Here is a 12,629-nt window from a genome sequence, read left to right as displayed (position 1 = left end):
TCAGCGCAGGCCGAAGCCTTCCTGCCCGCCGCCTCGGCCGCGGCGGCGCAGGTAGCGCTCGAACTCGGCGGCGATCTTGTCGCCGCTGACGTCCTGCTCCGCGACCTCGCTCTGTGCGTCCCCGCGCTCTTCGAGGCTGCGGACGTACTCGCTGATCTCCTCGTCCTCGTCGGCCATCTCGCTGACCGTGCGCTGCCACTCCTCGGACTGCTCGGGCAGCGCGCCGAGCGGGATCTCGACGTCGAGGATGTCCTCGAGCTTGTGCAGCAGCGCCAGCGTCGCCTTCGGGGACGGCGGGTGCGACACGTAGTGCGGCACCGCGGCCCAGATCGACACGGCCGGGATGCCCGCCTGCACGCAGTAGTCCTGCAGGATCCCGACGATGCCGGTCGGGCCCTGGTAGTTGTTCATCTCGAGCCCGTAGAGCGACGCCGTGTCCTTGTCGTACGCCGTCCCGGTGACCGGGACCGGCCGCGTGTGCGCGGTGTCGGCGAGCAGCGCGCCGAGCGTCACCACGGTCGCGACGTCCAGCTGCTTGATGTGCTCCAGCAGCTCGGCGCAGAAGGCGCGCCAGCGCATGTTCGGCTCGGGGCCCTGCACGAGCACCACGTCGCGGTCGAACCCGTCGGGGCGGCACACCGACAGCGTCGTCGTCGGCCAGTCCACCCGTCGAGTGACGCCGTCCACCATCCGGACGGTCGGGCGGCTGACCTGGAAGTCGTAGTAGTCGTCGGGCTCCAGTTCGGCCAGGGGCGTGGCGTCCCAGTTCAGCTGCAGGTGCTCGACCGCCCGGCTGGCCGCGTCACCTGCGTCGTTCCAGCCTTCGAAGGCGACCACCATCAGCGGCCGGGAGGGTTCGGTGCGGTCGCCGGGCGGCCGCGGGGTCTCGTCGACGGGCTCACTCACCGGACCAGCCTACGACCACCGGCCTTACGCTGTTCAGCATGTCCGATCGCCTGTCGTCACCGTTCCTCGACGCCCTCCGCTCGCGCGTGCTGGTGGCCGACGGGGCGATGGGCACCGCACTGCAGGCCCACGACCTGAGCCTGGACGACTTCGACGGTCTCGAAGGCTGCAACGAGATCCTCAACGTCACCCGGCCGGACGTGGTCCGCTCGGTCCACCGGGGCTACCTGGAGGCGGGCGCCGACGCCGTCGAAACCAACACTTTCGGGGCCAATTTCGCCAATTTCGCCGAATACGACATCACCGGCCGGATCTTCGAGCTCGCCGAAGCCGGCGCGCGGCTGGCCCGGGAGACCGCCGACGAGTTCGCCACGCCGGACCGCCCGCGCTTCGTGCTCGGCTCGGCCGGCCCGGGCACGAAGCTGCCGACGCTCGGTCACGTGCCGTTCGGCACGCTGCGTGACGCCTACCAGGAGGAAGTCCGGGGCCTGCTGGCCGGCGGCGTGGATGCGGTGATCGTCGAGACCACCCAGGACATCCTCCAGACCAAGGCGTCGATCATCGGCGCGAAACGGGCGATGGCGGCCGAAGGCAGGTCGGTGCCGATCCTGGCGTCCATCACCGTCGAGACCACCGGGACGATGCTGCTCGGCACCGAGGTCGGCGCCGCACTGGCCGCGCTGGAGCCCCTCGGCGTCGACCTGATCGGGCTCAACTGCGCGACCGGGCCGGCCGAGATGAGCGAGCACCTGCGGCAGCTGGCCAAGCACGCCCGGGTGCCGCTGTCGGTGATGCCGAACGCCGGCCTGCCGGAGCTGGGCCCGGACGGCGCCGTGTACCCGCTCGGCCCGGAAGCGCTGGTCGAGGCGCTCACCGGGTTCGTGCGCGAGTTCGGCGTCGGCCTGGTCGGCGGCTGCTGCGGCACCACCGACGAGCACATCCGGCAGCTCGCCGCCGCCATGGCGGACACCGCTCCGGTGCCGCGGCGGCCGCGGCCCGAGCCCGGCGTGTCGTCGCTGTACCAGGCGGTGCCGTTCAAACAGGACGCCAGCGTGCTGATGATCGGCGAGCGGACCAACGCCAACGGCTCGAAGGCTTTCCGCACCGCGATGCTCGACGGCCGCTGGGACGACTGCGTCGAGATCGCCCGCGAGCAGACCCGCGACGGCGCACACCTGCTCGACCTCTGCGTCGACTACGTCGGCCGCGACGGCACCGCCGACATGGCCGAGCTCGCCGGCCGGCTCGCCACGGCCTCGACCCTGCCGATCATGCTCGACTCCACCGAAGTCCCGGTGCTGCGGGCCGGGCTGCAGCGGCTCGGCGGCCGCTGCGCGGTCAACTCCGTCAACTACGAGGACGGCGACGGGCCGGATTCGCGATTCACCCAGGTCATGGAGCTGGTGAGCGAGTACGGCGCCGCCGTCGTCGCGCTGACCATCGACGAAGAGGGCCAGGCGCGGACGGCGCGGAAGAAGGCCGACATCGCGTCGCGGCTCATCAAGGACATCACCGGGAAGTGGGGGCTGCGGACGTCCGACGTCATCGTCGACGCGCTCACCTTCACCATCGCCGCCGGCCAGGAGGAGTCGCGCCGCGACGGCATCGAGACGATCGAAGCGATCCGCGAGATCAAGCGGCGCCACCCCGAGGTCCAGACCACGCTGGGGCTGTCGAACATCTCCTTCGGGCTCAACCCGGCCGCGCGGCAGGTGCTGAACTCGGTGTTCCTGCACGAGTGCGTTCAAGCGGGACTGGACACCGCGATCGTGCACGCGTCGAAGATCCTGCCGATGGCCCGGATCCCGGACGACCAGCGCGCGGTGGCGCTCGACCTCGTGTACGACCGCCGGCGCGAGGGCTACGACCCGCTGCAGGAGCTGATGGCCCTGTTCGAAGGGGTCAGCGCGGCGTCGTCGAAGGCCTCGCGGGCCGAGGAGCTGGCCGCGCTGCCGCTGTTCGAACGCCTGGAACGCCGGATCGTCGACGGCGAGCGCAACGGGCTCACCGACGACCTCGACGCGGCGCTGGCCCACCGGCCCGCCCTGGAGATCATCAACGACACGCTGCTGTCCGGCATGAAGACGGTCGGCGAGCTGTTCGGGTCCGGGCAGATGCAGCTGCCGTTCGTGCTCCAGTCCGCCGAGGTGATGAAGGCCGCCGTCGCGCACCTCGAACCGCACATGGAGAAGGAGGACGACGCGGGCAAGGGCCGGATCGTGCTGGCCACCGTCCGCGGCGACGTGCACGACATCGGCAAGAACCTCGTCGACATCATCCTGTCCAACAACGGCTACGAAGTCGTCAACCTCGGCATCAAGCAGCCGATCACGACCATCCTCGACGCCGCCGACGAGCAGGGCGCCGACGCGATCGGGATGTCCGGGCTGCTGGTGAAGTCCACCGTGATCATGAAGGAGAACCTCCAGGAGATGAACTCCCGGGGCGTCTCCGCACGGTGGCCGGTGCTGCTGGGCGGCGCGGCGCTGACCCGGTCCTACGTGGAGAACGACCTGAGCGAGCTCTACCTCGGCGACGTCCGCTACGCGCGGGACGCGTTCGAGGGACTGCGGCTGATGGACGCGATCATGGCCGCGAAACGGGGCGAATCGCCCCTGGTGGACACCGACGCGGAGAAGAAGCGCCAGGAGCGCAAGGAACGGCGTGAGCGCTCGCTGCGGATCGCCGAGGCGCGCAAGGCCCGCAAGGCCGAGGAGGAAGCCCTCGAAGGGCCGCCGCCCGCGCGCTCGGACGTCGCCACCGACGTCCCGCTGCCGACGCCGCCGTTCTGGGGTTCGCGCGTGGTCAAGGGCGTCGCGCTCGCCGACTACGCCGCGATGCTCGACGAGCGCGCGACCTTCATGGGGCAGTGGGGCCTCAAGGGCGCCCGCGGGGGCGCCGGCCCGACGTACGACGAGCTCGTCGAGTCCGAAGGCCGGCCACGGTTGCGGTACTGGCTGGACCGGCTGACCGCCGACGGCGTCCTGGCCCACGCGGCCGTCGTCTACGGCTACTTCCCGTGCGTCGCCGAGGGCGACGACCTGGTCGTGCTCACCGAGCCCGAGCCGGACGCGCCCGAGCGGCTGCGCTTCACCTTCCCGCGGCAGCGTCGCGACCGGCGGCTCTGCCTGGCCGACTTCTACCGGCCGCGGGAAGCGGGCGAGGTCGACGTCGTGCCGTTCACGGTCGTCACGATGGGCCAGCCCATCGCCGACTACGCTAACGAGCTGTTCGCCGCCGACGCCTACCGCGACTACCTCGAGGTGCACGGCCTCGGCGTCCAGCTCACCGAGGCGCTGGCCGAGTACTGGCACTGCCGCATCCGGGGAGAGCTGACGTTCCCCGGCGGTGTGGCGGTCGCCTCAGAGGACCCGGACGACGTCGAGGACTTCTTCAAGCTCGGCTACCGTGGAGCGAGGTTCTCACTGGGCTACGGCGCCTGTCCCGATCTCGAGGACCGGGCGAAGATCGTCGCGCTCCTCGAGCCGGGCCGGATCGGCGTGAAGCTGTCCGAGGAGTACCAGCTGCACCCCGAGCAGTCGACCGACGCGATCGTCTGCCACCACCCGGAAGCGAAGTACTTCAACACCTGAGGGGGATCCACTGTGGACGGTCTCGTCGCCGTGCTGTGGGACATGGACGGCACACTCGTCGATTCCGAGAAGCTGTGGGACATCGCCCTCTACGAGACGGCGGAATGGCTCGGTGGCAGGCTTTCCGAGGAACAGCGGATGACCCTCGTCGGGTCCAACATGGACGACACGTCGGCCTACCTGCTCGAGGTCGTCGGCCGCTCCGTGACCCCCGAGGCGGTCGCGTCGACCGGCGAGGAGATCCGCCGGCGCACGGCGGGGCTGTTCGACGACGAGCTGCCGTGGCGCCCCGGCGCCCGCGAGGCGCTGACCGCGGTGCGCGAGGTGGGCCTGCGCTCGGCGCTGGTCACCTCCACCGAGCGCGACCTGACCGAGCTGGCGCTGAACACGATCGGGCGGGACTTCTTCGACGTCACGGTGTGCGGTGACGAGGTCGAGGGACTCAACAAGCCGCACCCGCGCCCGTACCTCAAGGCGGCGGAGCTGCTCGGCGTCGCGCCGGAGAAGTGCGTGGCGGTCGAGGACTCGCCGCCGGGCACGGCGTCGGCGGTCGCGGCCGGCTGCACGGTGCTGGTGATCCCGAACGACGTCCCGGTCGGGACGGGGGAGCGGCGCGTGTTCCGCGATTCGCTGGTCGGGATCGACGGGCCGGCGCTGGCGGCCCTGCTCGGCTGATCACGGCCCTGTCGCATTTCCGCTAGCCCCGGCCCGCGGGGTCGGCGATGCTGGGGGCGTGCACGAGGACTTCGAACGGTGCGTGCGGGCCGTGCAGGCGAAGGACGCCCGGTTCGACGGGTGGTTCTACTGCGCGGTCCTGACCACCCGGATCTACTGCCGGCCCAGCTGCCCGGTGGTGCCGCCCAAGCGGCAGAACATGAGCTTCCACCCGAGCGCCGCGGCCGCGCAGCAGGCCGGGTTCCGCGCCTGCAAGCGCTGCCGCCCCGACGCCAGCCCGGGATCTCCGCTGTGGAACGAGCGCGCCGACCTGGTCGCGCGGGCGATGCGGCTGATCGCCGACGGCGTCGTCGACACCGAAGGCGTCCGCGGTCTCGCCGCCCGGCTCGGCTACAGCGTCCGGCAGGTCGAACGCCAGGTGTTCGCCGAGCTCGGCGCGGGCCCGCTCGCCCTGGCCAGGGCCCAGCGCGCGCAGACCGCGCGGACGCTCATCGAGACGACCACCCTGCCGATGACCGAGCTGGCGCTCGCGGCCGGCTTCGGCAGCATCCGGTCGTTCAACGACACCGTCCGCGAAGTCTTCGCGCTTTCGCCGACGGAGCTGCGCAGCCGGGCGAAGGGCAAGCCGTCGGCCGGGGCGATCCTGCTGCGGCTGCCCTACCGGAAGCCGCTCTGCCCGGACAACCTCTTCGGGCACCTCGTGGCGACCGGCGTGCCGGGCGTCGAGGAGTGGCGCGACGGCGCCTACCGCCGGACGCTGCGGCTGCCGCACGGCCACGGCATCCTCGCGCTGCGGCCCGAGGACGGCCACATCGCGTGCCGGCTCAGCCTGACCGACCTGCGGGACCTGCCGGCCGCCACCAGCCGCTGCCGCCGGCTGCTCGACCTCGACGCCGACCCGGTCGCCGTCGACGGCCAGCTGTCCACCGATCCGCTGCTCGCGCCGCTGGTCGAGGCCGCGCCGGGCCGCCGGGTCCCGCGCACGGTCGACGGCGCCGAGTTCGCCGTGCGGGCCGTGCTGGGGCAGCAGGTCTCGACGGCGGCGGCGCGGACCCACGCGGCCCGGCTGGTCGTCGCCCACGGCGAGCCGATCGACGACCCCGAAGGCGGGCTGACGCACCTGTTCCCCTCGCCGGAGGCGCTGGCCTCGCTGGACCCGGAGACCCTCGCGATGCCGCGCAGCCGCCGTCGCACGCTGCTCGCCCTGGTCGAAGCGCTCACCGGCGGGCTCGACCTCGGTGCGGGCAGCGACTGGGAGGCGACGAGGGCGGCGCTGACCGCGCTGCCCGGGTTCGGGCCGTGGACGGTCGAGAGCATCGCCATGCGCGCCCTCGGCGACCCGGACGCGTTCCTCCCGACCGACCTCGGCATCAAGTACGCCGCCGAACAGCTCGGCCTCGGCGGGCAGGCCGCCGTCGTCTCCCGGTCCGCGGCGTGGCGCCCATGGCGCGCCTACGCCACCCAGCACCTGTGGGCCACCGGTGACCACCCGATCAACCGGATGCCCGCCGCCTAGGAGATGCCCATGCGTTCCCACACGGTCGTGGACAGCCCCTGCGGACCCCTGACGCTGGTCGCCGAGGACGACGCGCTCTGCGGGCTGTACATGCACGAGCAGCGCCACCGCCCCGCCGAGCCGACGTTCGGCGCGCGTGGCGCCGGCGAGGTCTTCGTGCGCGCCGAGGCTCAGCTGAAGGAGTACTTCGCCGGGCAGCGGCGCGAATTCGACCTTCCGCTGGCCTTCCGCGGCACGCCGTTCCAGCGCTCGGTCTGGGCGGCGCTGCTCGAGATCCCGTACGGCGAAACCGCGTCCTACGGCGAGCTGGCGCAGCTGCTCGGCAATCCGTCGGCCGCGCGGGCGGTCGGCCTGGCCAACGGCAAGAACCCGATTTCGATCGTCGTGCCGTGCCACCGGCTCGTCGGCTCGACCGGCTCGCTGACCGGGTACGGCGGTGGCTTGGAGCGGAAGCAGTACCTGCTCGACTTCGAAGGCTGTCCCATTCCTCGGGAACCGATGTCCACATCAGTGTGAGATCGGTGGCACCCGGACCGGCCCGGGGCGACGGTGACCCGGCCGGGATGGAAGGATCTGCAGACTGTGAAGACCTTCGATGAGCTGTTCGCGGAGCTTGCCGAGCGCGCGCGTACCCGTCCCGACGGGTCCGGCACCGTCGCCGCCCTCGACGCCGGGGTGCACGCCCAGGGCAAGAAGGTGCTGGAGGAAGCCGGCGAGGTGTGGATCGCCGCCGAGCACGAGTCCGACGAGCGCCTCGCCGAGGAGATCTCCCAGCTGCTGTACCGCCTGCAGGTTCTGATGCTCGGCCGTGGCCTGTCGACCGAGGACGTCTACCGCTACCTGTGACGGGTCGCTCGAAGAACGAGGAGAAAAGCGAAATGCTGCGTGTTGCCGTGCCGAACAAGGGAGCCCTCGCCGCCGCGGCGACGGAGATGCTCGGCGAGGCGGGCTACCGCAAGCGGCATGAGCAGCGCGACCTGACGGTGCTCGACCCGGTCAACGAGGTCGAGTTCTTCTTCCTGCGCCCCAAGGACATCGCGATCTACGTCGGCTCGGGCGACCTCGACCTCGGCATCACCGGCCGCGACCTCGCCCTCGACTCCGGCGCGCCGGTCGAGGAGATCCAGGCGCTCGGCTTCGGCGGCTCGACGTTCCGCTACGCCGCCCCGGCGGGCCAGGACTGGAAGCCGGCCGACCTGCAGGGCAAGCGGCTCGCCACGTCGTACCCGCGGCTGGTGCGCGACGACCTCGCCCGCCACGGCGTCGAGGCCGAGGTGATCCGCCTCGACGGCGCCGTCGAGATCTCGATCCAGCTCGGGGTCGCGGACGCGATCGCCGACGTCGTCGAGTCCGGCCGGTCGCTGCGGCAGCACAACCTGGTCGCGTTCGGCGACCCGATCTGCGTGTCGGAAGCGGTGTTGCTGCAGCGCAAGGGCACCGAGCAGAACAAGGCGAAGAGCCAGCTCGCGGCGCGGCTGCGCGGAGTGGTGTTCGCGCAGCAGTACCTGATGCTGGACTACGACTGCCCGCGCACGCTGGTCGAGCGGGCGATCGCCATCACGCCGGGCCTGGAGTCGCCGACGGTGGCCCCGCTGGCCGACGACGACTGGGTGGCGGTGCGCGCGATGGTGTCGCGCAAGGACGTCAACCGGGTCATGGACGAGCTCGCCGAGGTCGGCGCGAAGGCGATCCTGGCCTCGGACATCCGGTCCTGCCGCCTCTGACCCAGCTGCCGTCGTGAGTGTTCAGGGCGGTTAGAACCGCCCTGAACACTCACGACCGGGGGCGGTTGGGCTTCTTCGGCAGGAGGTCGTAGAGCCCCTTGCGGACGCCGTTGTCGTTGACGTTACGCGCCACCGCCACCTCGGAGATGAAGTCCTCGAAGACGAACTCCTCGTCGGCCGGGACCACCGCGGGGGCCTGGTTCTGCTCCAGGTAGCCGTCCAGGGTCGCCGCGATCTCGCGGAACGACAGCGCCTGCAGCGTCTCCGGGGCGTAGGTCGTCACCGGGACGCCGTGCGCCGCCGCCTCGTTCATCACCACGCCCAGCGGCAGGTGCGAGAGCATCGGGATGCCGAACTCGTACATCTCCTGCAGCGCCGCGGCCGCGTAGTGCGAAATCGGCCGCCGGTAGAGGCTCGGCACCAGGCCGAACCACGACAGCGGCTGCCGCCCGACCGTCTGCTCGACGTACCGCACCTGGTCGGCGAGCAGCCGCAGCGCACGGATGCTCGTCTTGTCCGGCTGGACCGGGACGAGGATGCCGTGCGACGCCGCGAGGGCGTTGTTCGTCAGCACGTCCAGCGCGGGCGGGCAGTCGATGACGCAGTGGTCGTAGTTGGCGAACTGGATGACCCGCGCCAGTTGCCAGCCGGGCACGCGGAACGAGTCGAGCCGCCGGATCAGGTCGAACATCCCCGGTGAGGTCGGCACGACGTCGAGCGCGCCGCCGCGGCCGAGGTTGCTGCGCGGGTGCGGGACGACGAGGTCCTCGATCGGGCCCTTCCACGTCTTGGCCAGGGCTTTCGCCAGGGTGGGCGCGTCCCCGCGGACCTCGGACAGGCCGAGCATCTCGGTCGTCGCGTGGCCCTGCGGGTCGAGGTCGACCAGCAGCACCCGCCGGCCCCGTTCGGCCAGTGCGGCCGCGGTGCCGACGCTCAGCGAGGTCTTGCCGACCCCGCCCTTCTGGTTGACCACCGAGGTGATCTGCATGCCGGAGCGCTCCTCATGTCGGTCGTTCCGCGAAGGCTATTGGATGCGGGCCCGTTGTGGGTGGCTATCCGCCCCCGGCCTGTCGCGGTCGCACCATCAGCGCCTGCGCGCCGGTGGCGACCGGGCCGCCGCCGTCGTGCAGGATGCTGGTCGCCGTGCCGACACCGTGCGCGCCGACCAGCGTGACCGCGTCCAGGCCGATCCACTCGCCCGACGGCGGCCGCCGCAGGTGCACGGTCAGCTCGGAGTTGATGAACCACCACTTGCGCGGGTCGAGGTAGTTCGACACGCCGTTGCCGGAGTCGGCGATCGTGAACAGGCGCTGCAGCCCGCTCGGCTCCTCGCCGTCGACCAGCGGTACGCGCTGGCGGGCCCAGACGGCCGCCGCGCCGGGCACGTCCATGCCGCCGCGCACCGCACGCCACTCCACCGCGTCGAGGTAGCCGCCCTGCCAGCCCTCCGGCCACGGCGACTCCGTGACGCTGTCCGGCGCGGGCATCAGCGGCCCGGCGTCCGTGGCGACCTCGGCCGTGTCCGACGTCGCGATGCGCCACGCCGAAGCCCGCGCCACCACCCTCTCCGCGCTCGCCAGCTCGGCCTGCAGCAGTTCGACCGACCGGCCGGGCCGGTCGATCCGGGCCCGCACGGCGAGCTCGGCCACCGGGGCCGGGCCGAGGATCTCCACGGTCACGCGCGCCAGCTCCGCCGGGTGCGCCGGTTCGACGTTTTCGAGGGCCCGGACCAGCAACGCCGACGGCGGCCCGAAGTGCTGGGAGTCGGCGGACCACGGCCCGGCGGTGTGGGCGGTCGCGGAGAACCGGCCTTCGCCGAGCGGGACGTAAAACGCGTCGGCCATCAGTCGGCCCGGTCCAGCGGCGTCTCGTCGCCCGCGTCGGGCTCCGGCCAGCCGGGGTACGCCGGCGGCGTGCCGCCGTACTCGGGGCAGTGCGCCTGGTGGTCGCACCAGTTGCACAGCTTGCTCTTGTTCGCCCGGAAGTCGCCGGTCCTGCCCGCCTTGAGGATGGCCTGCCAGATGGCTTCCAGCGTGCGTTCGAAGCGGAGCAGCTCGGCTTCGTCCGGGGTGTAGGCGAGCGACTGGCCGTCGGTGAGGTACATGAGTTTCAGCTGACGCGGCACGATCCCGCGCAGCCGCCACAGCACCACGGCGTAGAACTTCATCTGGAACATCGCCTTCGCCTCGCCGATTTCGCGGGGCGCGGCGCCGGTCTTGTAGTCGACGACCCGGATCTCGCCGCTCGGCGCGACGTCGAGCCGGTCGATGTAGCCGCGCAGCAGGACGCCGGAGCCGAGCTCGATCTCGACGTGCAGCTCGCACGCCTCCGGCTCGAGCCGCCGCGGGTCCTCCAGCTCGAAGTAGGCGTCCAGCAGCTTTTCCGCCGACCGCAACCAGTCCGCGTGGTCGTCCGGCTTCTCGCCGTCGAACAGCTCGGTCCACTCCGGACGGTCTTCGGACAGCTCCGTCCACGCCGGGCCGAGCAGCTCCCGCGCCCGCGGGGGCACGCGCTCGGCGGCCGGCAGCGCGAAGAGGCGCTCCAGCACCGAGTGGACGAGCGTGCCGCGCAGCTGGGCCTTGGTCGGGACCTCCGGCAGCCGGTCGACCGCGCGGAACCGGTAGAGCAGCGGGCACTGCTTGAAGTCGCTGGCCCTCGACGGCGACAACGCGGGCCGCCGGCGCACCTCGGTGGCGACGGCGGAGGCGGCGAGCGGGTCGGTGGTGACGGTGTCGGCGTCGGGCATGGGCAGAGCGTAACGCCGGGGTCCGACAGTTCCGGCGACCGCAACGCCCGCCACCCCGGACAGGTCCGGACAACCCCGGTACCGCCGCGGACGACACGCGCACCGCGATGGCCGACACGACCCCCGGCCGCCGTGTCGTCCGGCCAGGTACGCGTGCCGTCCGGCCGGGTACGCGTACCTGGCCGGATGACACCACCCGGACCGGATCACCCGCTCCCCACACCGGGGGCTCTAGGCTCTCCGGCATGGCCGCGACCAGTGAGCAGGGCACCGGGGGCACCCGGCAGGCCGTCCTCTCGGACGGCGGCCTCGTGCTGTTCCGGGTCGCCGGGGTGCCCGTGCTGCTGGCGCCGTCCTGGTGGGTCGGCTCGCTGGTCGTCGTCGTGCTGTACGCGCCGCTGGTCGGGCGGCTGCTCCCGGACGCCTCGACGCTGACGTCGTGGCTGCTGGCCGGCGCGTTCGCGCTGCTGCTGGGCCTGTCGGTGCTCGCCCACGAGCTCGGGCACTGCCTGGCCGCGCTGCGGCTGGGGATCCCGGTGCGGCGGCTGCGCCTGTTCCTGCTGGGCGGGTTGTCCGAAGTGGCCCGCACGCCGAAGCGGCCCGTCCACGAAGGCCTGGTCGCCGCGGCCGGCCCGGCGGTCTCGTTGCTGCTGGGCGGGTTCTGCGGCCTGCTGATGTTCGCCGTCCCGTCCGGCGGCGCGGTCTGGATGCTGGTGGCCGAGTGCGCGGTGGCGAACCTCGCCGTCGGCGTGTTCAACCTGCTGCCCGGCCTGCCCCTGGACGGCGGGCGGCTGGTCCGCGCGGGTGTATGGGCGGCGACGGGGATCCGCGCGAAGGGCACGCGTGCCGCGGTCGCCGGCGGCGCCGTCGTGGCCGCGGGGCTGCTCGTGTGGGCGCTGTGGGGGCTGGCGACCGGGAGCCCGGACCGGTGGCTGCGCCTCGGCGTCTGCGTCGTCACGGCGTGGTTCGTGATCCTCGGCGCCCGGTCGGAGCTGGCCGCGGAAGCGCGCCGCAGCTGGCCGGAAGGACTGGAGCTGGGCGAGCTCGTGCGGCCGGTGCTGCAGCTGCCCGCGGAGAGCCCGGTGTCGGACGCGCTGGCCGCGTCGGCGGGCCGGGGCGTGGTGCTCGTCCGCGCCGACGGTGTCGCGGCCGGGCTGCTCGACACGGGCGCGGCGGAGCGGCTCGCGGGCACGTCGCCGCACGCGCCGGCCGAGCTCGCGGCCGAGCCGATCCGGGCCGAGACGGTGCTGCTGGCCTCGGAGCCGGGGGAGGACGTCGTCGAACGGGTCCGCGAAACCCCGGCGTGGCAGTTCCTGGTGGTCGACGACGAGGGCCGCCCGGCGGGCGTGCTGCGCCGGGACGACCTGCGCGCCGCGCTGAACCGCCGGATCCGCTGAGACCCGCTGCGGCCACGGCCCGGGCGGCCTGCGAAGATCTGTCGTCGGCCATTCGGGGTAGCAGGAGGAAGT

General features: G+C 72.5%; 11 protein-coding genes. 7 read left to right on the top strand and 4 right to left on the bottom strand.

All coding sequences use genetic code 11. The features are described from left to right. Positions 1 to 906, bottom strand: a complete 906-nt coding sequence (locus QRX60_RS38615) for a PAC2 family protein (RefSeq protein WP_285996402.1) — start codon at positions 904 to 906, stop codon at positions 1 to 3. Between the two features lie 38 nt (positions 907 to 944). On the opposite strand from QRX60_RS38615, the gene metH reads away from it, so the two are divergent. The 6 genes from metH to hisG all read left to right on the top strand — a co-directional run bounded on the left by metH (position 945) and on the right by hisG (position 8,414). Further along, positions 945 to 4,499, top strand: a complete 3,555-nt coding sequence (gene metH / locus QRX60_RS38610; protein ID WP_285996401.1) for a methionine synthase — start codon at positions 945 to 947, stop codon at positions 4,497 to 4,499. 12 nt (positions 4,500 to 4,511) lie between these two features. Then, complete coding sequence (locus QRX60_RS38605) at positions 4,512 to 5,174, top strand: HAD family hydrolase (protein ID WP_285996400.1); 663 nt, start codon at positions 4,512 to 4,514, stop codon at positions 5,172 to 5,174. Between the two features lie 58 nt (positions 5,175 to 5,232). Next, entirely contained in the window at positions 5,233 to 6,690 is a 1,458-nt protein-coding gene (locus QRX60_RS38600; protein ID WP_285996399.1) for an AlkA N-terminal domain-containing protein, read from the top strand. Between the two features lie 9 nt (positions 6,691 to 6,699). Next, positions 6,700 to 7,206, top strand: coding sequence for a methylated-DNA--[protein]-cysteine S-methyltransferase (locus QRX60_RS38595; RefSeq protein WP_285996398.1), 507 nt, complete (start codon positions 6,700 to 6,702; stop codon positions 7,204 to 7,206). Between the two features lie 66 nt (positions 7,207 to 7,272). After that, complete coding sequence (locus QRX60_RS38590; RefSeq protein ID WP_285996397.1) at positions 7,273 to 7,536, top strand: phosphoribosyl-ATP diphosphatase; 264 nt, start codon at positions 7,273 to 7,275, stop codon at positions 7,534 to 7,536. Between the two features lie 32 nt (positions 7,537 to 7,568). Continuing rightward, complete coding sequence (hisG, locus tag QRX60_RS38585) at positions 7,569 to 8,414, top strand: ATP phosphoribosyltransferase (RefSeq protein ID WP_285996396.1); 846 nt, start codon at positions 7,569 to 7,571, stop codon at positions 8,412 to 8,414. A gap of 49 nt (positions 8,415 to 8,463) precedes the next feature. Here the strand turns inward: hisG and QRX60_RS38580 are convergent, their stop codons facing one another. The 3 genes from QRX60_RS38580 to QRX60_RS38570 all read right to left on the bottom strand — a co-directional run bounded on the left by QRX60_RS38580 (position 8,464) and on the right by QRX60_RS38570 (position 11,160). Beyond that, the gene (locus tag QRX60_RS38580) at positions 8,464 to 9,402 is read right to left on the bottom strand and encodes a ParA family protein (RefSeq protein ID WP_285996395.1); all 939 of its coding nucleotides are present in this window, start codon (positions 9,400 to 9,402) and stop codon (positions 8,464 to 8,466) included. Positions 9,403 to 9,466: 64 nt separating this feature from the next. Then, the gene (locus QRX60_RS38575) at positions 9,467 to 10,258 is read right to left on the bottom strand and encodes a thioesterase family protein (RefSeq protein WP_285996394.1); all 792 of its coding nucleotides are present in this window, start codon (positions 10,256 to 10,258) and stop codon (positions 9,467 to 9,469) included. Then, positions 10,258 to 11,160 (bottom strand): RecB family exonuclease, encoded by a 903-nt coding sequence (locus tag QRX60_RS38570; protein ID WP_285996393.1) that lies wholly within the window; start codon positions 11,158 to 11,160, stop codon positions 10,258 to 10,260. The genes QRX60_RS38575 and QRX60_RS38570 overlap by 1 nt, the downstream gene beginning before the upstream one ends. Before the next feature lie 245 nt (positions 11,161 to 11,405). On the opposite strand from QRX60_RS38570, the gene QRX60_RS38565 reads away from it, so the two are divergent. Then, positions 11,406 to 12,557, top strand: a complete 1,152-nt coding sequence (locus QRX60_RS38565; protein ID WP_285996392.1) for a site-2 protease family protein — start codon at positions 11,406 to 11,408, stop codon at positions 12,555 to 12,557. Positions 12,558 to 12,629: the final 72 nt, after the last annotated feature.

Origin of the sequence: Amycolatopsis mongoliensis (assembly GCF_030285665.1) — a bacterium.
GTDB lineage: Bacteria > Actinomycetota > Actinomycetes > Mycobacteriales > Pseudonocardiaceae > Amycolatopsis > Amycolatopsis mongoliensis.
The sequence above is the reverse complement of the archived record's forward strand: the minus strand, read 5'-3'. Positions and strand labels throughout refer to the sequence as shown.

Bases quoted from the DNA above. Each gene is read 5' to 3' on its own strand.
- QRX60_RS38570 (WP_285996393.1), bottom strand. From the start codon at position 11,160: ATGCCCGACGCCGACACCGTCACCACCGACCCGCTCGCCGCCTCCGCC.
- metH (WP_285996401.1), top strand. From the start codon at position 945: ATGTCCGATCGCCTGTCGTCACCGTTCCTCGACGCCCTCCGCTCGCGC.
- QRX60_RS38595 (WP_285996398.1), top strand. From the start codon at position 6,700: ATGCGTTCCCACACGGTCGTGGACAGCCCCTGCGGACCCCTGACGCTG.
- QRX60_RS38565 (WP_285996392.1), top strand. From the start codon at position 11,406: ATGGCCGCGACCAGTGAGCAGGGCACCGGGGGCACCCGGCAGGCCGTC.
- QRX60_RS38575 (WP_285996394.1), bottom strand. From the start codon at position 10,258: ATGGCCGACGCGTTTTACGTCCCGCTCGGCGAAGGCCGGTTCTCCGCG.
- QRX60_RS38580 (WP_285996395.1), bottom strand. From the start codon at position 9,402: ATGCAGATCACCTCGGTGGTCAACCAGAAGGGCGGGGTCGGCAAGACC.
- hisG (WP_285996396.1), top strand. From the start codon at position 7,569: ATGCTGCGTGTTGCCGTGCCGAACAAGGGAGCCCTCGCCGCCGCGGCG.